Consider the following 21985-nt stretch of genomic DNA (forward strand, 5'->3'; position numbering starts at 1 on the left):
ACACTTGTTTAGCGCACAACCCAGATTTGGGTACCTAAATCTGACAGTTTCTTCCCAATTCCTCGTCAATTGCTCTGGGATGCGAAGTCTTATGTCTCAGTTTCAGTAATCCAGTAGATCTCATTTCCGACCTTTGACCCACTCTAATTTACAGTCTCCTTGGAATGCCCTCACCACCTATCTCACACTTGTTTAAGGCATACCAACGTATAGCCTTCTCACCCTATTATCTTCAGGGCATAACTCTGTATTAAGGATTAACAAGTAAAGTATTATTGCTCCCACTACAGCTCCAAGGTATGCCATCTATCGTAGGAATAGAAATGACCGCTCTGCAACTGATTTCATTGCGTCTAAAGGCTAATCAAACTACCTTTGCTGCGTTGGGTACAGATAAAACTCGAGCACTAATCATCTACTCATATCATCAGTACAAAGAAGAAGATGAGTACTACGATCGCTGGCTACCACTTGCTCGAAGTTCTATATGAAGGAGACACTAACCGCGTTTACCGAGCTAAGACAGTGTCTAAGAGCGATCTAGAACCTACCTCTGTCATTATAAAAACACTGAGAGCTGAGTATCCAACAGTTGAGCAATTGACTCGATTAAGACATGAATACCAGATTCTGCAAGACCTAGAACCTGAAGGAATTGTTAAGCCTTTAGCGTTAGAAAATAATGGTAACGGGCTAGCCCTGATTCTGGCTGATTTTGATGGTGAGTCGTTAGCTAGAGCGATCGCCACACGACAACTCAACTTAGATATTTCTTTACAGATTATAATTCACTTATCCTCAGTTCTGGCACAGATTCATCAGCAACACATTATTCACAAAGATATTAAAGCTGACAATATTCTGGTTAACACAACAACAGGTGCAGTTAGGCTGATTGATTTTGGTATTGCTACACATTTAACAAGAGAAAAATCAACGATTAACCACGTCAACGTTCTCGAAGGAACGCTCTCCTATATGTCTCCAGAACAGACTGGGAGAATGAACCGATCGATCGACTACCGCACCGATTTTTATTCTCTAGGCGTTACTTTCTATGAAATGCTGACTGGACAGTTGCCGTTTCCAGCAACCGATGCCTTAGAGATCATTCACTGCCACATTGCTAAAACGCCAGTCCCGCCTTATCTTGTCAATTCGGACATTCCAGAGGCAGTGTCCGATATTGTCATGAAGTTACTCGCCAAAACAGCAGAAGACCGTTATCAAAGTGCACTCGGGCTGAAGGCTGACTTAGAGATTTGTCTAAAGATGCTGGAAGCCTCTGGTGCGATTTCCCACTTCAAGGTGGGAGAGTTTGATTTATTTAGCCAATTTTCAATTCCAGAAAAGCTGTATGGGCGCGATCGGGAAGTGAGTTTGTTAATGAGCACTTTCGATCGCGTTAGTACTGGCAAAGCGGAAGCCATACTGGTTAAGGGTTACTCTGGCATTGGTAAATCATCGTTGGTGAACGAAATCCGCAGACCGATCGTTGGTGCGAGAGGATACTTCATCTCCGGTAAATTTGACCAATTTCAACGCAATGTTCCTTACTCTGCGATTATTACTGCCTTTCAGTTATTAGTGAAACAACTGCTGACTGAAAGCGAAACCCAACTGGCGCAATGGCGAACTAAACTTTTAGATGTTCTGGGTAACAATGCGCAAGTCATTATTGATGTTGTTCCAGACGTGGAATTGATTGTGGGCAAGCAACCCGCTGCTGTAGAGCTGGCACCAACGGAAGCACAAAACCGATTTAATCTTGTTTTTCAAAACTTTATCCGTGTTTTCTGCTCACCAGAGCACCCGTTAGTTCTGTTTCTGGACGATTTGCAATGGGCTGATTCTGCCACGCTTAAACTGCTTGCTGTGATTCTAGACGATGCAGAAACAGGCTATTTGTTTTTAATTGGAGCGTACCGAGATAATGAAGTCAGTCCAAGTCATCCCTTGATGATGGCGCTTGATTTACTACGCTCTAAAGCCGTTGTCATTCATGAAATTACCTTAGCTCCTTTAGCCCTCGCAGATATTAGCCATCTCATTGCTGACACGCTGCACAGTAATGTAAGTTCTGTTCAACCGTTGGCCGAATTAGTCATCCGCAAGACATCTGGCAACCCCTTCTTTGTCAACCAATTTCTCCAGACGCTATATCAAGAAAGCCTGTTAACTTTCACAACTCCATTGAATGCAGATAAACCTTGCTGGCAATGGAATATTACCCAAATTGAGGCACTTGATATTACTGATAATGTTATTGAGTTGATGATTCAGAAGTTGCGAAAATTACCTGAATCTACTCAGCAGGTGTTGCAGTTGGCGGCTTGTATGGGTAATACGTTTGACTTGCAGACGCTTTCAATTATTTATAAGCGATCGCCAGTTGACACCCATCAAGATCTTTTGCCAGCTATTGAAGAAGGCTTAGTATTACCAACCTCTGAATTAACGCTTGCATCTGAAGACCTGATTGATACACATCTAGTAAGTCTGGAATTTAGATTTCTCCACGATCGGGTGCAACAAGCCGCGTATGCACTGATTGATCAAAGTTTTAAGCAAGCGACTCACTTGCAAATTGGGCGTTTGCTTTGGCAAAACACGTCATCAGAGACGTTATCAGAAAAGATATTTGAGATTGTTGATCACCTCAACTTAGGAATTGAGCTAGTTACCGATCCAGTAGAACGAGACAGAATTTCTCAGCTTAATTTGATAGCAGGACAGAAAGCAAAGATAGCAATGGCTTATGTTGCAGCTGTTGAATATTTGCAAGCAGGGATTGAATTGTTAGTTGAAGATAGCTGGACTGATCAGTACGAATTAGCATTAGCACTGCACACTGAAGCAGCAGAGTCGGCATATTTAAGCAGTGATTTTGAAGCAGTACAGCGATTCGTTGACATTGTGCAAAACTGCGCTAAAACTTTATTGGAAAAAGTGAAAGTATATGAGATTCAGATTCAAGCTCATGTATTGCAGAACAAACTGCTAGAAGCAATTAATACGGCACTACAAGCCTTAAAGCTGTTGGGAGTGAATTTTCCCGAAAACCCAGTTCCATTTGATATTGGACAAGCACTCTCCGAAACTGCGGTGATTTTGAATGGGAGACGAATTGAGGATTTAGTCGATCTGCCTCAAATGAGTGATCCCTGCAAACTAGCAGCCATTAAACTTTTAGCAAGTATCTTTGCTCCCGCCTATATTGCTGCTCCTGCACTGTTACCATTGGCGGTGTGCAAACAAGTCGATCTATCAGTCCAACACGGTAATGCTCCCGTTTCTCCTACTGCTTATGCCAATTATGGTCTTCTACTTTGCGGAATTGTGGGAGATATTGACTCGGGCTATCAGTTTGGTCAATTAGCTTTAGATCTGCTGTCAAGATTAAATACTCAAGAAATTAAAGCTAAAACGATCGTTATTGTCAATATCTTTATCCGACCCTGGAAAGAACATCTGAGAAAAACGTTAGAGCCTTTGATGTCGGCTTATTCTATTGGGATGGAGACAGGAGATTTGGAATTTGGTGCTTTTGGTCTATTAGTAAACTCCTATTTTGCTTACTACAGCAGCAAAGAATTGACTGCCCTTGCAAGAGAGATGTCAATCAATAGAGATGCAATTGATAAAATCAAGCAAAAAACAGCACTCAATTATCACGAAATCTATTGGCAGGCTACCTTAAACCTGCTGGGGCAAAGTGAAAATCCTTGCCGTCTCCAAGGTCAAGCCTACGATGAACAAATAGGGCTACCACTACACGAGCAAGCAAACGATAGAGCAGCAATTGCTTACACCTATTTGAATAAACTTTTACTTTGTTATTTATTTGAAAATTACTCAGAAGCGATCGAAAATGCCGTAATCGAAGAAGACTATTTAGACGCAGTTATCGCAACACCCCATATTTCTCTCTTCCATTTCTATGATTCTTTAATTAAGCTGGCAGTATATTCTGATGCCCTCCAGTCCGAACAGCAAGAAATTCTTGGCAGAGTAAAAGCTAATCAAGAAAAAATGCAGAATTGGGCGCATCATGCCCCTATGAATTACCTGCACAAATTCTATTTAGTAGAGGCAGAACGGCATCGAGTTTTAGATGAAAAAGAACAAGCAATGGAACGGTATGATCAAGCTATTGCTTTGGCTAAAGAAAACGAATATTTGAATGAAGAAGCATTGGCGTATGAGTTGGCAGGTAAGTGTTATTTAGGATGGGGGAGAGATGCGATCGCTCAACTCTATCTACAAAAGGCGCATTATGCTTATCAGGTTTGGGGTGCTCAAGCTAAAGTTGAGCATTTAGAAGAAAAATACCCTCAATTTTTAACCAGAACTTCAGCTAAAAGCGGCACAAAAGCGACAATTCCTCAAAGAACAACAAATTATCCTGAAGCTAATCACAACCTGGACTTAGCCACCGTCATGAAAGCCGCGCAAGCTCTTTCAGGTGAAATTGTTTTAAGCAATTTGCTAACCACGTTGATGCAAATTCTGCTTGAAAATGCAGGTGCAGAAACAGGGATATTAATTCTAGAAAAAGACTCGAAACTCTTTATCGAAGCCACTGGGCAGGTTAATCAACATGAAATCATCGTTCAACAATTTATTCCTGTAGAGGCAAGTCAGCTACCGCTATCCATCATCAATTATGTGCGGCAAACGCAGGAGAATGTGGTTCTGAATGAAGCGACCCGTGAGGGAATTTTCACAACGGATGACTATATTCTTGATCGTCAGCCCAAATCCGTTTTGTGTGTGCCGATCGTTCATCAAGGTAAGCTCATTGGCATTCTCTATTTGGAAAACAATTTAACAACGGGTGCTTTTACAGCAGAGCGAGTAGAAGTTTTGCAGCTTTTATCCTCCCAAGCGGCGATCTCCCTTGAAAACGCCCGTCTTTATCAAGATTTGGCAGCCGCCAACACTGATCTAAAACGATCGCATGAACAGTTAGAGAATTACAGTAAAACTCTGGAAATGAAAGTAGAAGAGCGAACCCTACAGCTTCAGCAAGAGGTTCGCGATCGCCAACAGGCAGAAGAAATAGCCCAGTCTGCCAACCGAGCGAAGAGTGAATTTCTGGCAAACATGAGCCATGAACTTCGTACGCCACTGAATGGCATCTTAGGATATACACAAATTTGTCAAAAAGACCGCTCTTTATCCGAACTGCAAAAGAATCGCATTGCAATCATTCACCAATGTGGAGAGCACCTACTAACGCTGATCAATGATGTTTTAGATCTTTCTAAAATTGAAGCCCGTAAGATGGAGCTGTATTCAAGAGAGTTTCATTTTGCGGAATTCTTACAAAGCATCGTAGAGATCTGCAAAATTAAAGCTGAACAAAAAGGCATTTCGTTAACCTATCAGACACCATCTTCTCTGCCTAAGGTGATTCGGGCGGATGACAAACGCTTGCGCCAGGTCCTGCTAAACCTGCTTGGCAATGCCGTCAAATTCACTGAAACGGGAACGGTTGTTTTTAAGGTGGGTTATCACGAGCAGAAGATTCGCTTTCAAGTCGAAGATTCCGGTGTTGGCATTGCTGCTGATCAGCTTGATGAGATCTTCAAGCCGTTTCAACAGGTGGGCGAAAATAGCCGTAAGACAGAAGGAACGGGGTTAGGGCTAGCCATCAGCTGTCAGCTGGTTGAGATGATGGGAGGAACGCTTCAGGTCAAGAGTACCTTGGGTGTAGGTAGCACTTTCTGGTTTGATTTAGACCTAGTGGCGGTCCATTCATCGACAGATGCTGCTACCTCAAAGCGCACAATTACTGGGTTCACAGGCGACAGGCGGAAAATTTTAGTGGTGGACGACAAACCGACAAATCGCTCTATCCTTGTGAATCTCTTAGAGCCGATCGGATTTGACGTCATAGACGCTGTGGATGGTGAAGACGGATTGAATAAAGCACAGGATTTTCAGCCCGATGCTGTTCTGATTGACTTAGTGATGCCGAATCTAGACGGCTTTGAGGCAACCCGACAACTCAGGTTAATGCCAGCCCTAAAAGATACCGTTGTGATTGCAGTCTCGGCTAGTGTCTTTGAATTCGATCAGCAACAGAGTCTCAAGGTAGGCTGCAATGATTTTCTGTCGAAACCAATTCGAGAGGCCGACCTCCTCCAGAAATTGCAAGAACACCTGAAATTGGAATGGATTTACGAAAATGAGAGCGACATTCAAGAACCCTTTAAAGAGAGGGACCAGCAGGAAAATAGCCAAGTGAGTTCTGCCTCAGCTGTCCCTAACCTTTCAGTTGATTTTTCGATTCCGCCAGCAGAAGAGGTTGCTATTCTTCTGGATTTAGCCATGCGAGGAGATTTACGAGCCATCGCCAAACGAGTAACCCAGTTGGAGGAGTCAAACCAGCAATGGAGCCCTTTTGCTACCCACTTGCGGCAGCTTGCCAAAGGATTTAAAGGGCGACAAATTTTGGAATTTTTAAAGCAATTTTAGGAGGTGTTTATGAATACAGGAATTGCTGAGAAAGGCGTTATTTTAATCGTGGATGATACGCCCACAAATCTAGATGTGCTGCTCGACTTGCTGGAAGCCGATGGTTTCAAAGTGGTGATCGCTGAAGATGGGGAAAGAGCGATTGCTCTAGCAGAATATGCTCCACCCGACTTGATTTTGCTAGACATTCTCATGCCCGGAATAGATGGGTTTGAAACGTGCCGTCGCCTAAAGGCAAACTCAACTACGCAAGAGATCCCGATCATTTTTCTAACCGCTGTTAGCGATAACGTTGATAAGGTCAAAGGTTTAAATCTTGGGGCAGTTGATTACATCACTAAACCGCTAGATCATGAAGAAGTTTTAGCGCGAATCAATACTCACTTTCGGCTGCAAAACTTGACCAAGCGATTAACAGAGCAGAATGAGCGGCTAGAAAAGGAAATTCAACAGCGTCAGCGGGTAGAAGAAGAACGTGAGCAAGCGTTTAGAGCACTGCAGCGCAGTGACGCCCGGTTCAGACGTTTAATCGAATCCAATGTGATTGGCATTATTTTTAGCCTGGCAGATGGCAGTATTACAGACGCCAATGATGCCTTCCTCCAAATCGTTGGATACGATCGCGCTGACTTGAAAGCTGGGAAGTTAAATTGGCACGCAATGACACCTCCAGGATATGTCCACCTCCATGAAGCCGCACTGGCAGAATTAACCAATACTGGAGCGTTTAGTGCCTTTGAAAAGGAATATTTTCACAAGGATGGATACCGCATTCCTGTCATGGTTGGCGGGGCTTTGCTCGATGAATCTCAGGCAATCGTTGGTTTTGTCCTTAACCTAACTCAGCACAAGCAGGCAGAAGACAAGATTCGGGAACAGGCGGCTCTACTCAACATTACAACCGATGCCATTCTAGTACGAGATTTGGATAACAAAATTCAGTATTGGAACAAGGGTGCAGAGCATCTCTATGGATGGAACGCTGAAGAGGCGATCGACCAAAATGCGACTCAACTGTTGTATCGACCAGACTCACTCAAGCAACTCGAGGTTGCTCAAAGAAGTTTAATTGAATGTGGTACTTGGCAAGGCGAATTGCATCAAGTCAATAAGCAGGGCAAAGAAATTATTGTCACCAGCCGTTGGACCTTAATGCATGATGCCCAGGGGCAACCCAAATCTTTCTTGACAGTTAATACAGACATCACTGAAAAGAAACAGCTCGAAAGCCAATTCCTGCGAACTCAACGGCTTGAGAGTTTGGGTACCCTTGCAGGCGGCATTGCTCATGATCTCAACAACATCCTGACCCCTGTTCTAGCTACAGCACAATTGTTACAGTACAAGTTTCCCAGTGCCGACGAGCAGAGCCAGCATTTATTTAAAATCATTGAAATGAATACTAGACGTGGGGCTGCTCTCGTCAAGCAAGTCCTCCAATTTGCCCGTGGCGTGGAAGGGAAACGGACGAGCGTGCAGGTGAAGCATCTGGTCTACGAAGTTAAGCAAATTGCTGAGAAGACATTTCCAAAATCGATTGAGTTGCTAGCCTATGTGGAACCGGGGCTTTGGTCAGTTTCTGGGGATGCAACTCACTTACATCAAGTGCTGATGAATCTGGTCGTTAATGCTCGTGATGCGATGCCAAATGGCGGTACGCTCATCATCTCTGCTGCAAACGTGATTGTAGATGAACATTATGCCCGCATGAATCTTGATGCATCCATTGGTTCCTACATTGGACTTACAGTCAAAGATACAGGGACCGGAATGTCAGCTGAAATTACGGATAGAATTTTTGAACCGTTTTTTACAACTAAAGAAATTGGTAAAGGGACAGGGTTAGGACTTTCTACGGTGAGAGGCATTGTTAAAAGCCACGGAGGGTTCATTGATGTGGTTAGCAAGCTGGGAGAGGGCACTGAATTTAAAGTATTCTTACCAGCGATAGGAGCATCCGTTTCCCCACGAGTAGAACCTTCTAATCCGCCTAATGGAAATGAAGAATGGATTCTTGTTGTAGATGACGAAACAGAAATTTTAGCAATAACGAAAGCTTCATTAGAAGCCTATAACTACCGTGTGCTGATAGCGAATAATGGAATTGAAGCAATTTCGCTCTGTGCTCAATACAAACATAAGATTACTGTTGCCTTAGTGGATATGATGATGCCATCTATGGATGGTCCAACAACGATTCAGAACCTTCGGAGAATTAATCCGAGGATCAAAGTGATTGCCATGAGTGGATTTATGTCTAACGATAAATTGAGAGAAGCTAGCGAAGTTAAGGACTTTATTGATAAGCCCTATACCATTCAAGATTTGCTAGGAACGTTACGGGCTGTATTAGAACAACCTGTAGAAGCAGGAAATTAGGTTGTTTGGCTGATAGTGAATGTATGTCTACTGAAGGTTGGGTCGCAAAAACTTTTAAAGGCAAACAATTTCTATCGAAACTGTCAGATCTAGGTACTCAAATCACAGCTTTTTCCATCACTTCTCGGGTATGTCAAATAGATTGTGTGTGACCGGATTCTCTGCTGAACTCAGCGGGAAAGGTCTGCTTCCTCAAAGGAATATTAAGAATTGTACAGCTTCTCAAAATTCCCTCTGCTGAATTTGCTGCCGAAGCAATGGTTTTGGCAGCGGAAACACTCGGAAACCCACCGCAATCTAAGCCCGATTAAAGCCTGTTCAACGGTTCGTTCTGAAGGAGTTCCTGCCGCAGACGATAAATCACCGTTTCGCGATCGACCTGATTCAAAATCTCCTGAATCACCGTATCCGCGCCCAGCGGTCCCCAGGTGCAGCCTTGCTCCAGATAAACCTGAGCCGCCTTACCCACGCGATAAGAGCCGAAACCTGCCAGCGTTGCCTGCGCGACTGCTGTTGTGCCGTAGGTCATAATGCCATTGACGCTATCAAATGCCGTTGCCACTGCAGCCCCGCTTTTGCCCATGCCGAGCAGCACTCCGCTCCCCACTTCACCCAACAGCAAGCCACCCGAACTAAACAGAATTGCCTTCAGCAGTTTCCCCGCTTCGTAGCTGGTCATAGGTAGACCGTAGAGCTTAGCGAGCGCGCGGATCATTAGCAGATCAGTGACGGCTCCGCCCATTAGATCCAAAACGGCGATCGGGTTTGCGCCAATGGCGATCGCTTTCCACTTAGCGAACTGCCAAATCAGATCTTCAGTGGCTTGCTCGTGCAATTTCACTGTTTTGCGAGCGATCGAGCCTTCAGTTTCGCTGGCTTGCCGCAGTGCGTTGAGTGCCAGCAGGGATTTGCCTTCGCGATTGAGAATTTCCAGCAGCTTTTCGCGCAGTGGGTCAATTTGCGGTTCTGGTGCGTCCCACTCATACTCGACCCGTCCGTCAGGATACTCGACCCGAACTTCCATCGGTGCGGGTTCTGCCGAAACAAGGACAACGTCTTGCGGACTGAGTCGGGGTCTAAACTCGTCGCTGTCACCGCTTTGGACAAAGAGGGTTTGCAGCTTTTGGAAGATTGACTGGCGATCGACTCGCGGATACAGATCTACCTTGTTAAATACGAGGACGATCGGCTTATTTGCCTGCTGTAGATCAGTCAGTGCCCGGTATTCGGTGCGAGTAATGTCGCCTGCCACCACAAACAGAATGAGATCCGCCTGGTCTGCCACCTGTCGCGCCATGCTTGCCCGCGATTCGCCACCCACTTCATCTAATCCGGGCGTGTCAATTAGCTCAACGGGCATTCCCTCTCGAACCGACCAGTACACCGATCGCGGATATTGCGTTACGCCGTTGATCGGTCCCGTTTGCAGCACCTTTTGCCCCAGTAGCGCATTTACCACCGCCGACTTGCCGCGACTCACTAGCCCAAACACCGCAATCCGAATCAACCCTTGATCCAGCTTTTCCAGACTGGCCGTGAGGCGATCGAGATCCGTCTTCAGGGCTGCCTGTAGCTCCACGGGAGTTCCGGGTCTGCGAATTCGCAACTGCTGGGCATAGCGGCTAATTGCCTGCTTCAAGCTTGTATGGGCGCGATCGAAGTGAAAATCTTGCAGCCGAGCCGGAACCAGCCTGGTATGAGAACTGGCAGACGATTGAGCAGAGTCAGCAGAAGAACGGGGCGTTTCCATAGGAAAGGCGATCGAGATGAGAAATGTAGTTCTATTCTCACTCAGACCAGGGCTTTGGGGCGATCGGATAGTACGAAGGCGGGCGTAGAGAATGCCGTGGTCTTGGAAGTTACAGCCTTGTTCAAGCTATTGAAGTACAAAAAATGGGGTGCAGGGGCTGTGCCCCTGCGTGGGGGCGAAGCCCCCACACCCCCCGTACCTTACGGGAGTGAAAAACGCCGTATCTCTGAGAAGTTAGAAGTTAATGGAGATGAGTGAAGTGAATGGAAATCAGTAATGTGAAACGATCGGCTGCGGATGGGGTTTGGCAAAAGTGAAGGCGGTTTCTGAGTCTCCGTGCAGCCAGAGATGGTCTAGCTTGGCTTTGGCTTCCTCGACTGAAGGAATGTGACCTGCGGGAATCCACCACATTGCGAAATGTGCCCCTGGATATTTTTCAAACCAGGCGCGGCGGCGCACAAAAAAACTACCGTGGAGACTCTGATAAACATAGGTTTTAAGCGACTCTACATTTTGCCAAACTGATAGGTTCACCAGAATCTGGGGATCATCAAAGGCGCGAATATTCGTTGCATTTCCATCCCCGTCTTTTAACCGCCATACAAATCCCTGGCTCTGATCGGCGATCGCGTTGACTGCATTCAGAGCATTTGCAAATTCGGCCATGATTGGGTCGTGAAGTGGAGCTTTCATCAGGGCAATGTTGATTTGGGCAAGATAATAAGCCTGGGATGAATCTTGAGAAGCCATCGGTTGAGTGAAGTGTAATGAACGATGACCTCAGTATTAAACCCTTTCAGAAAACCATCTTGAACGATATTGACATCTGCTTTCAGTATCTTTTTAGACGTGAATTGCTGCCCTGAAATTGATTGCTCTATTCCTGAAGCCCATTCCTGAAACCCATTCCGAAACCTATTGCTGAGAATAAATATGGCGATACTGTCCCGGCGTTACCCCTACGATTCGCTTAAAGTGGCGATTTAGGTGGCTCTGGTCTGCCATTCCAACCGCGATCGCTGTTTCTGCTGCCGACATTCCCTGCCGAAGCAGCTCTTTTGCTTTTTCTACCCGCACCTGAGTTAGATAAGTATAAGGGGGCATTCCGACTGCTTTACTAAACACTCGAATCAGATAAGAACGGTTGAGATGAGTAAGTTCCGCAAGCTGTTCTAAGGAAATATTGGTGTTGTACTGATCGTGTAGATATTCCTTAATTAAACCGATCGCCTGATGTTCCTGATTCGATTGAATCGATCGAGATTTGATACCTGCATGCTGAGTAATGATCAGCGATAGAACATCAATCAATAAACACTGCTGAGTGAACTTATCCTTTGAACATTCAAGGCTGTGCAGCAGCGAAGCGAATTTTTCTGCTAAAGACTGATTTTGAGCGACAGGAATTCTGAAATCAGGAAATCGATCGCCTTGAAGTTCACCTGCAATTTGCTCCATTAACTGCACACTGGGATAAAGCATCTGATAGGTGAGCGGTAATCCCTCGGCAGAATAGCCTGTATGAACCTCTTCTGGATTCATTAAAATCATGCTTTGGGGCGGAGCCAGATGAGTCGCACCTCGGTAATAATTGCCTCCAAGTCCTGCTTCGATTAAGCCGATCGAATAGGTAGGGTGAGAATGACGCGCATAGCGATAGTGAAGTGCCTGTGCCTGAAATAGGTCTAGGTGGTCGAACTCTGAAAATGATAAAAGTTTTGTGCTTTGCTGAATTCGATAACTCATCGCCTACTAATATCCGAGTACAGAGATAGATAGTTTTTGGTTTTCATACTATCGCAGACCGAATTGCAAATCAGTCTGGCGATCGCGTCCGAAATTTTTGCAATGGTCTGTCTCAAACTTGCGAATGGATTCATCAAGCCTGTTTATTGAATTGGCTCGGCGATCGGCTATCCGCTCTCTTTTTTCTGTTTTAGTTTGTTCTTAAAAGAAATTGAAATTAGCGTTGTCTATGCAGTGTGGTCTGGGATTGGCGTGACGGGTATATCCATTCTAAGTGTGCTGCTGTTTGGCGAAGGAATGGGGCTGGGAAAAGTAAGTTGTATTGCGCTAATTACGATCGGCAGGGTTGGGCTGAATTTGGGCAAGGGGTAGGTCGGAAGGGAATGAACAACAAATTGAGACAGTGATCGATCGCGGCACAAAGATTGCCCCAGAAGCAAAACCAGCTTGCACAATAAAGACAGCACTAAAGACCGCACTGCTGGAGATTGTCCCTTGCCGAACTTCATCACCCAGGCTCAGCCACCGCTTGAGTTTCTGCCGCCAAACTACGATCCTCTGGTACGTCAAATGACTCATCTTGCTGCGCCTTCCTGGATACGCTGGCGTGAGCAGGTGGTAGACATAGAGGCAAACCAGGTCGAAACACTGGTGAAGCTCTACGAAGAATTTCAGGCGGGTAAGGTGCGCTTTATGATGGCGTTCCGGCATCCCAGCTCGAATGACCCGCTCTGTATGTTTCATCTCGTTTCGCGCTGCGTTCCCCGAACGGCGGCAACAATGGGCATTCGGCTTCAGGCTCCGGTTCACTCGCACTTTATTTACGATCGCGGCATTCCCCTCTGGGCAGGTTCGCTCGTCTCCTGGCTCTATCCCCGGCTGGGCGGCACGCCGATTCGACGCGGCAAAGTGGATCTCCCCGGACTGCGATCGGCACGACAGCTTTTTGCGGAAGGACAATTCCCGATCGCCGCTGCTCCCGAAGGCGCAACCAACGGACACAACGAAATCGTTAGCCCGATCGAACCCGGTGTTGCCCAGTTTGGCTTCTGGTGTCAGGAAGATTTGCACAAAGCCGGACGCACCGAGCGAGTGGTGATTTTGCCGATCGGCATTCAGTATCACTACGTCTCGGAACCGTGGGAAGCGATCGATCGCTTGATGACGGAATTGGAGACAGACTGCGGGCTAGCGGGCGAAGTGGAGGCTAAGAGCGTTCCTCTCCCGGATGAGGCTAAACTCACTCCCGCTCAGGAACGTCAGTATCGCAGGCTGATTCGCTTGGGAGAGCATTTGCTGACGCAGATGGAGCAGTTTTACATCCGCTTTTATCACCGGGAACTGAAAGCCCCGACGACGCTCGAAGCGGGAACAGGCATGATTCCTACGCCTAGCGCGATCGAGGCAAGCGATCCAGCGAATATACGGCTTGCCATGCGGCTGCAAACCCTGTTGAATACGGCTCTTTCTGTCGCCGAGGAATTCTTCAAAGTCCTTCCCAAAGGAACGTTGACCGATCGCTGTCGCCGTCTGGAGCAGGCTGGCTGGGACTGGATCTATCGCGAAGACATTAAAGATATTGAGCAGTTGCCGCCTGTGGAGCGAGGTCTAGCCGATCGCATTGCTGAAGAATCCGATTTGCGGCTGTGGCACATGCGCTTAGTCGAAACCTTCGTCAGCGTCACCGGACGCTATGTTCTCGAAAAGCCCACCGCCGAACGCTTTGCCGAAATGCTGCTGCTCGTCTGGGATACGGTCACTCGCCTGAAAGGAAAATTTCCGTTCCCCCGTCCTCGCCTGGGTAAACAAAAAGCCTTTATCACGATCGGCGAACCCATTTCGATCAGCGATCGATGGTCAGGCTATCAAACCAATCGCCGCCAAGCCGTCGCCACCCTGACTCAGGATTTACAGAATGCTCTGGAACAAATGATTTTCTCGCAGGACGAATCGTTTATATCAGCAGAGCAAATCCGTACTAAGTAGGTCATTGCCATTAAATGGCAGAGTAATTAAATGGCAGATTAAGCGGGGTTTGAGGCGAAGCCCCAAGGAGGGGATTGTGCCCCCTCCACCCCCATCTTCATCCATCGTTTAATTGCGCCCAGCTACTTACATGGATCGAATTGGAATCGTTATCACAAATTCCGTCCCTTTCCCCAGCTCAGAAATACACTCTAAACTTCCTCGGTGACGTTCAGTAATGATCTGATAGCTAATTGACATCCCCATTCCTGTTCCTTTACCCACAGGCTTTGTTGTAAAAAACGGATTAAATAACTGCTGTTGAACTTCCGAAGTCATACCCGGTCCATTGTCTTTGATCCAAACGGCAACTTGAGTGCGATCGATCGCCTGAGTGCGGATGGTAATTGTGCGGGGCGGGGCTGCGATTTCAACGAGCGATTGCTGAATATTCCGTTCTTCTAGAGCATCGATCGCATTGCTCAAAATATTCATAAATACCTGATTGAGCTGTCCGGCGTAGCATTCAACCAGGGGCAAAACGCCATACTCCCTGATAACCTTGATTGCTGGATAATCGGATTTCCCCTTCAGGCGATTTTGCAGAATCATCAGCGTACTGTCCAGTCCTTCATGAATATCCACTTCTTTGATTGCGGCTTCATCCAGCCGGGAAAAAGTTCGCAGCGATTGAACAATTTCTCGAATTCGCTCCGCCCCAACCTTCATCGATTGCAGCAGTTTAGGTAAGTCGTGGCGCAAAAAAGCCAGATCAATGTCCTCTTCTTTGTCCTGAATTGCCGACGGGAGATTGGGCAGTTGGCACTGGTAAAGATCCAGCAGTTCCAGCAAATCCTGGGTGTATTGACTGGCGTGGCTGAGATTCCCGTGAATGAAGTTCACTGGATTGTTAATTTCGTGGGCAACGCCCGCCACAAGCTGCCCCAAACTGGACATTTTTTCTGCCTGCACGAGCTGCAACTGGGCTTTCTTCACATGGTCAAGTGCCTGCTGAAGTTCCTGGGTTCGCTCCTCTACACGGTCTTCTAGCGTTTGACGGCTGAGTTCGAGCGCATGGGTGTACTCAGCCACTTTCCGAATCAGATTGTTAAAAGCAATTGCCAAAACCCCCACTTCATCCTGGCTGAGAACTGGAGCCTGCAACTGAAAATCTGACTCACGGCTGACTCGCTGTGCAACCTGAGTGACGGCTTCGATTGGTCGAGCAATGGCACGGCTGGTGTAGAGTGCTAGCAGAGCTGCGATGGCGGCTGCAACTGCCAGACCCGTCAGGATAATTTGCAGCCGCAGGGCTTCCGCAGTTTGTAGCTGGATGTCGGCATCATCCTGCTGCTTCTGCGCGGTTTCCAGGGCTTGATGTAATTGCTCTGCAAGCTGCTCAAACTTGACATCCAGCCTGATCGCGGGTTCTTGCCGCAGAGATGCCAGGAGGCTTTGTTGAGCAATTGGAATTTCCGGCTGAGTCAGGCTGCCTGGGTTGAGCTGCTGCCAAATCGTTCGCACCCAGTCAGCATAGGCTTCTGTGTTCGTTTCGTATTCTTCTGCCAGCTTTTTTGATCCAGTCGCCCCGATCGCCAGATTATGGGGATTGCGTTCAATAAAGGCGTTGAGTTCAGCGACCAACTCCTGTGCTTCGCGAACGCGAGTCAGAAATGCTGTTCGCTCAAAATCAAACCAGATTGAGTCTCCAAACACCATCACCAGGCGTTGGGGATGCGATCGAAGTTCTAAAATTTCGTGTTCCAGATTCGTCAGGAGCGATTGTTGCTTACGGGCGATCGCAAGCTGGGTCTGCGCCTGTTTCTGGTAATAGTCACCCACGATCAAGCCGATCGTTGCTCCCAGTGTAGCAACCCCAATCGCCAGCATATAGCCATAGCCAATTTTTCTGGCAATACCCGGTTGCGACACTCTAGCCCACCATTTACAAAGCGCATTCTGCGTGATTTCTGGTGAACTCGAATCAGCGCAGGGGTCAGAACGATGTGAAGCAGTTACCTCGTTGGGGGAGTTGGCTCTACCCGGTTCCCAAAATTTATGCATAACCAAAAACTAACGCCATTCAAATTAGCCCTGCAAAAACGCACCCTGTCCGATCGCTCGATAGACTTCGCGAATCATGTCGTAATCGACATCCTGCGCCTCAATTAATTTGGCTCCAGTAAACTTTGCACCATCCGCCGGGGCGATCGCTTCTAAAAGCTTGTCCTGGTTCTGAAACAACTGTTTCCGCATTTCTGCGACAAATTCGGCATCCAGCTTACTGCTCACCACAAAGGGATCAGCGGGTAAATCGGCTCCTTTGGTTAATAGCGGCAAATTGTTTGGAGTCAGTTGTTCAGATTCTAGAAACTGCTCGTATCGCCGAATTGAGCCTGCCCAAGCATCTACTTTGCCGTCTTTGAGGGCTGGAAGTCCTTTCTTGCCGATCAGCTCGATTTTGACATCGGTTTTAGGGTCTAGCCCGGCATCGATTAACAGCTTTGTTGGACCCAGATAGCCGCTGGTCGAACCCACTTCCCACATCGCGATCGTCTTACCCTTCAAGTCATTCAGCGACTGAATATTACGATTTGCCAAAACCGCAACCACCGGGTAGTACCTGTCGCGTTTAATGGCGGCAACCGGAACCGCATTCGTGCGGGCACGCATCACCACATATTCCGACGGACCCGTGAACACCAGATCGACCTGATCCTGCTGCAAAGCCGAAGCCGCCGCGATGTAGCTCTCAACCGGGAAAAACTCAACCTGGGTTGCCAGCGTTTGTTCCAGGACAACTCGCAGTGCTTCATAGTCCTTTTGCAGATCCTCGATACCTTTGACATCAGACACCGCAAAGCGCAGTTTTTCAGGCTTGCTCATCTGAGTTCCAGCAGATGGGTTGCCACTCGTGCGGTTTGGCTGTGTTGTTGCGGCTGTGCAACTGGAGACGACGAACAACGTAGAACAAACAATAAAGTTGCGTCGTTTCATAGGTTATGCTAAGGTTAAGAATAAAATTAATTCGCCTACACCATATCAAGTAAATTCCTGTCAGCGGGTATGTAAATGTACTCGTTTTTTTGGCGTTGCTGCTTCTGGTGCAAAACGCTTCAGCCCGTGAAATTGCTTAGCTCAAATCTGATAGCCTTCCTGACAAGCCGCTTGGGACAAGCCTTTGCTCAACTCGTTTCCTGCAATAAGTTTTCTAAACTAGGAAGAGTAGAGTCATGATTATTGCCCCCGATGCTGCAACCCCCTCAACGCACCAAGCTGGATGAATCGGACGATCGCGAGTTTTACAGCGTGCCGCGATTTGTCACCCACGTCGATGAGCATTTTATTCAGCAGTTGACCGACCTGTACCGGGAACGGCTGAAGCCTGATACGCGCATTTTTGACATGATGAGTAGCTGGGTTTCCCATCTGCCGGACGAGATGAAGTTTGCTCACGTCGAAGGACACGGACTCAACGCCGAGGAGCTTGCCCGCAATCCGCGTCTGGATCACTACTTTGTGCAGAATTTGAACGACAATCAGCTTTTTCCCCTGCCTGATCAGTCCTTTGATGCCGTGCTGAATACGGTTTCCGTGCAGTATCTTCAGCGTCCCGAAGCGGTGTTTGCGGAGATTCACCGCGTTTTGAAACCGGGTGGGATTGCGATCGTCAGCTTCTCGAATCGGATGTTTTACCAGAAGGCGATTCAGGCGTGGCGAGATGGCTCTGAAGACGATCGCGTGGAGCTAGTGAAACGCTATTTCAAAGCGATTCCCGGTTTCAGCGAACCCGAAGTGGTGATGCGGCAGGGCAACGTTCCCAGTTTCCTGCAAATGTTGGGGATTGGCGGAACTGACCCTTTTTATGCGGTAATTGCTCAGCGCAATTGATCCACTACGATCGAATCCCGGACTGCACCCGCCATAAGCTTGCATACACGCCCTGTCGATCGATCAATTCCTCGTGTTTGCCCTGTTCGATCAGCCTGCCGTATTCCATCACGTAGATTCGATCGGCGTTGCGGATGGTCGAGAGGCGGTGGGCGATCGCGATCGTTGTGCGGTTTTGGGTGATCTGGTCGAGCGATCGCTGAATGGCGGCTTCGGTTTCGTTATCAACGGCAGAGGTGGCTTCGTCCAGGATCAGGATCGGCGGATTTTTCAGCACAGCACGGGCGATGGCGAGTCGCTGCCGCTGACCACCGGAAAGCTTTTGTCCCCGTTCACCGACGATCGTGTCGTAGCCCTGGGGCAACTGTTCGATAAAGTCATGGGCTTCGGCAATTTTGGCAGCGGCGATCGCTTCTGACAAGCTTGCGCTGGGGTCGCCGTAGATAATATTTTCCAGAACAGAGCCGTGAAATAGAAACACATCCTGACTGACCCAGCCGATCGCCTGCCGCAGACTATGCAGTTCCAGATCGCGAATATCGATGCCGTCCAGAGTGATGCTGCCCGACTGGATTTCATAAAGCCGCAGCAAGAGCTTTACCAGCGTACTTTTGCCCGATCCGGTAGAGCCAACGATCGCGATTGTTTTTCCGGCAGGAATATGCAGCGACAGGTCTTGAATCACCGGAGGACGATCGCGGTAGCCAAAGGTTACGTCTTTTAGCACCAGTTCACCGCGTACCGTGGACGTTGAGGCATGGAAGCCGTTGGCCGGATGCAGGCTTGGGGCAGGTGGCGTGGAACCGTTGCGATTGAGGGCAATTTCGCCAGAATGAATGGCGATTGGGGTATCGAGCAAGCCCATAACGCGATTGATCGAAGCCATTGCCCGCTGATACTGATCGAGCGTTTCGCCCAGCCGGGTGAGGGGCCACAGCAATCGCTGAATCATGAAGACCAGGACGCTATAAGTTCCCACTGCCAGCTTGCCTTCCACCGTTTGCAGACCACCAAACACCAGCAAAGCCGTAAATCCCAGCAAAATAATGATCCGAATCAGCGGTACAAAGGCAGCACTGAGGGCAATGGCGCGGCGGTTGCTTTGCTGATATGCCTCACTTTCTTGACGCAGACGATCGACCTCATACGCTTCGGTGGTGAAGCTTTTGATCGTGACAATGCCGCCCAGATTATTCGACAAGCGGCTACTGAGTAGGCTCACTTTCTCGCGCACGTCTGCATATCTCGGCGCAAGCAGTTTTTGAAAAGCGATCGACCCCCACAAAATAAACGGAATCGGCAGCATTGCCATCCACGCCACACTGGGAGCCAGGATAAAAAAGCCCGCCCCAATCACAAGCACTGTTGTAAGCACCTGCAAAATATCGTTCGCGCCAAAGTCAAGAAACCGCTCTAGCTGGTTGATATCGTCGTTGAGAATTGACATCAATCTGCCGCTGTCTCTCGCCTCAAAATACTCTAGCTCTAGCTCCTGCAAATGCTGGTAGGCATTGAGTCTCATGTCGTGTTGAAGCTTCTGTGCCAGGTTGCGCCATAGCCACCCGTAGGCATATTCAAAAATTGACTCCAGACTCCAGATGATAAACGTGAGAATCGCCAAAATCACAAACTGCGATCGAATGTTCACTATCCCCAGATTTGCCAGCCAGGAGTTTTGCTGATTCACTGCCACATCCACCGCCACACCGATCAGGACAGGAGGAGCCAGATCAAAAAATTTATTCAAAATTGAACAGAGCGTTGCCAGTCGCATCTGCGATCGATAGGGTCGCCCATAGTCCAGCAGACGGCGAAGTGGATGAACGGCAGGGGCAGGATGCAAGGCAGACAAATCAGTAGCAGGACGGCGAGGCTTCATTACAATCAGCGTTCCTTAAAGACATTGTTCTATTGTGCCGTCCTGATGCGGGGAATCAATGCCAAGAATCAATGGGGAAATCGATCGGGGCAAATAGCTACCGTCTTATCGTCCTATGTCTGTGCCCACTCCAGAGCAGCCGCAATCTGACAGCCAAGCTGAGCCGGATCGAAGGGTTTCTGCACAATCGCTCTGGCTCCTGCCTGAAGATAAATTTGCCGCTTTGAAGGTTGCGTTGCCCCTGTTAGCATGATGACTGGAATTACTCGCGTTGCGGGGTGCGTCTGGAGCCGTTTTAACGTCTCGACTCCATCTACCTCAGGCATCATTGCATCTAGAAGAATGGCGTCGGGCTGGGTCAGGATTGCTAGTTTCGTACCTTCTTCACCCGAAGCGGCGGTGACAACATCCCATGCTTTCATAAGGTTCAAACTTACTTGTGCAATTTCTCGAATGTCTTCTTCGTCATCGATGATTAAAATTCGCTTCGCGTTCATCAGCTTCCACTCAAAATCCTTTCTAGCAATTCTGTTATGGCTTGTGTTCCGGCGATCGTTTGTTAACGACGAGGAGCAGGGGTAGAGTACCCAGATTGGTTAGCCTTTTATCGTGATTGAGGGCTAACGATTGAGCGTGTCCTTCCACCTCAAGCTTTGTACTCAACCCATTTGAAGCTCTTTAAGCAAATCACAACAGTGAAATATTAGGCATCGCTGGATGAAGATGCGAAACAATGTTTGGGATCGATCGCAACGGCAACCCATCGAATGCAAAAAACCATCGTGGATACGCTGAAGTATGGCAGAACTCAGCCTGAAGCACAGATTTTTGAATTAGTTTTTTGAATTAGTTTACTGAAATCCGGTTATACAGCAGGCGATCGAAAATTTACGCAGTTCAATCCTGGCAGAACAAACAACCCTTGATAGAAATCTGCTGCCAACGGGGAGCGGAAATGAAACGCTGCTCGTTCAGCTTTTTCAGAATCTTATTAGCAATGCGATTAAATTTTCGCGTCCTGAAGAGCTGCCCCAACTAGGGAACCTCGTTTTATTTCACGCTGCCCACCGCAGCACAAGCTTCAATTTCATGAATGAAATTCAGCACGATCGTCGTCATTTTTTCGGGATAGAGCAGTCCCCATTCGTGATAGCCTTCCTCCACGAGAACCTGACGAGAATCAGGAATCATTTTCGTCATCGTTTCAGCGCAGGGCAGCAACGTGGTCAGGTCTTTTTTAGACCATAAAATAAGACTGGGAGCTTGAATCCGGGGCAGTAGAGGCGTGATGTCTTCCATTAGCGAAATCAGCAGTGCGCTGATCACATTTGGCAAATTCATCAGCAGATTGTTGGCAAACACTTGAGGAATGTCCACAAACTGAAGCTTCAGCTTGGGCAATGAAAGCTGCAACGGCATCTCGATCGATCGCCTCAGCAGCACTTCGGGAACCGAACCTGACGGAACTCCGGTACTGTCTATCAAACTAAGGCTTTTGACGCGATCGGGATAGTGCGCTGCCAGCCAAATGCTAATCCCGCCACCCAGTGAATGGCCGACTAAATGCACCGATTCCAGCTTCAGCAGATCGAGCAGTTCGATCAGGCGATCGGCAAAGCTCTGATAACTGGTAAACAGCCGGGGATCGCTGGACTGATCAAAACTAGGCAAATCTGGCGCAACCAGCGCATGGGAACGCGCAAATAGCGACAGCACTTCCTGATAAGGTTCCGTCGAGATGCCCCAACCATGTAAAAAGAAAATGGGGGTCTGCTGATTTAGATTGCCCGCCGCTCGATAGAACAGCTTGCCCTGTCCGAGCTGAATAGAGTGTCCTCTGAGTTGGTCTTTCATTCGATTGCTTAAGCCGTGTTTCGCAATAGTGCTGTGAT

Annotated in this window: 13 protein-coding genes; 5 read left to right on the forward strand and 8 right to left on the reverse strand. The window is 47.8% G+C overall.

Features of this window, described 5'->3' with window-relative positions:
- The first annotated feature begins 444 nt into the window (after positions 1-444).
- Positions 445-6483 carry an AAA family ATPase gene (locus tag NDA02_RS07660; protein WP_348254741.1) on the forward strand — a complete coding sequence of 2013 codons (6039 nt, stop codon included), beginning with the start codon at positions 445-447 and terminating at the stop codon, positions 6481-6483.
- A gap of 9 nt (positions 6484-6492) precedes the next feature.
- The gene (locus NDA02_RS07665; protein WP_190794428.1) at positions 6493-8862 is read left to right on the forward strand and encodes a response regulator; all 2370 of its coding nucleotides are present in this window, start codon (positions 6493-6495) and stop codon (positions 8860-8862) included.
- A 307-nt stretch (positions 8863-9169) separates the two neighbouring features.
- Here the strand turns inward: NDA02_RS07665 and NDA02_RS07670 are convergent, their stop codons facing one another.
- The 3 genes from NDA02_RS07670 to NDA02_RS07680 all read right to left on the reverse strand — a co-directional run bounded on the left by NDA02_RS07670 (position 9170) and on the right by NDA02_RS07680 (position 12358).
- Positions 9170-10612, reverse strand: a complete 1443-nt coding sequence (locus NDA02_RS07670) for a GTP-binding protein (RefSeq protein ID WP_190794429.1) — start codon at positions 10610-10612, stop codon at positions 9170-9172.
- Between the two features lie 270 nt (positions 10613-10882).
- Positions 10883-11362, reverse strand: a complete 480-nt coding sequence (locus NDA02_RS07675) for a DUF3291 domain-containing protein (protein ID WP_190794430.1) — start codon at positions 11360-11362, stop codon at positions 10883-10885.
- 165 nt (positions 11363-11527) lie between these two features.
- Entirely contained in the window at positions 11528-12358 is an 831-nt protein-coding gene (locus NDA02_RS07680; protein ID WP_348247476.1) for an AraC family transcriptional regulator, read from the reverse strand.
- A 162-nt stretch (positions 12359-12520) separates the two neighbouring features.
- Between NDA02_RS07680 and NDA02_RS07685 the strand changes: the two genes are divergently transcribed.
- Entirely contained in the window at positions 12521-12730 is a 210-nt protein-coding gene (locus tag NDA02_RS07685) for an SMR family transporter (RefSeq protein WP_347277930.1), read from the forward strand.
- A 123-nt stretch (positions 12731-12853) separates the two neighbouring features.
- Positions 12854-14344 (forward strand): 1-acyl-sn-glycerol-3-phosphate acyltransferase, encoded by a 1491-nt coding sequence (locus tag NDA02_RS07690; RefSeq protein WP_190794432.1) that lies wholly within the window; start codon positions 12854-12856, stop codon positions 14342-14344.
- A 126-nt stretch (positions 14345-14470) separates the two neighbouring features.
- Here the strand turns inward: NDA02_RS07690 and NDA02_RS07695 are convergent, their stop codons facing one another.
- Positions 14471-16255, reverse strand: a complete 1785-nt coding sequence (locus NDA02_RS07695) for an ATP-binding protein (RefSeq protein WP_190794433.1) — start codon at positions 16253-16255, stop codon at positions 14471-14473.
- A gap of 156 nt (positions 16256-16411) precedes the next feature.
- The gene (gene phnD, locus NDA02_RS07700; protein ID WP_190794434.1) at positions 16412-17320 is read right to left on the reverse strand and encodes a phosphate/phosphite/phosphonate ABC transporter substrate-binding protein; all 909 of its coding nucleotides are present in this window, start codon (positions 17318-17320) and stop codon (positions 16412-16414) included.
- Positions 17321-17572: 252 nt separating this feature from the next.
- Here phnD and NDA02_RS07705 point away from each other — a divergent pair, with 252 nt between their 5' ends.
- Complete coding sequence (locus tag NDA02_RS07705) at positions 17573-18214, forward strand: class I SAM-dependent methyltransferase (protein WP_190794435.1); 642 nt, start codon at positions 17573-17575, stop codon at positions 18212-18214.
- A gap of 4 nt (positions 18215-18218) precedes the next feature.
- Here NDA02_RS07705 and NDA02_RS07710 read toward each other — a convergent pair whose 3' ends face one another.
- The 3 genes from NDA02_RS07710 to NDA02_RS07720 all read right to left on the reverse strand — a co-directional run bounded on the left by NDA02_RS07710 (position 18219) and on the right by NDA02_RS07720 (position 21947).
- Positions 18219-20093, reverse strand: a complete 1875-nt coding sequence (locus NDA02_RS07710) for an ABC transporter ATP-binding protein (protein WP_190794436.1) — start codon at positions 20091-20093, stop codon at positions 18219-18221.
- 113 nt (positions 20094-20206) lie between these two features.
- The gene (locus tag NDA02_RS07715; RefSeq protein ID WP_190794437.1) at positions 20207-20590 is read right to left on the reverse strand and encodes a response regulator; all 384 of its coding nucleotides are present in this window, start codon (positions 20588-20590) and stop codon (positions 20207-20209) included.
- 553 nt (positions 20591-21143) lie between these two features.
- Positions 21144-21947 (reverse strand): alpha/beta hydrolase, encoded by an 804-nt coding sequence (locus NDA02_RS07720; RefSeq protein WP_190794438.1) that lies wholly within the window; start codon positions 21945-21947, stop codon positions 21144-21146.
- Positions 21948-21985: the final 38 nt, after the last annotated feature.

Source organism: Leptolyngbya sp. ST-U4, from assembly GCF_039962215.1.
In the GTDB taxonomy this organism is placed as follows: Bacteria; Cyanobacteriota; Cyanobacteriia; order Elainellales; family Elainellaceae; genus Leptolyngbya_A.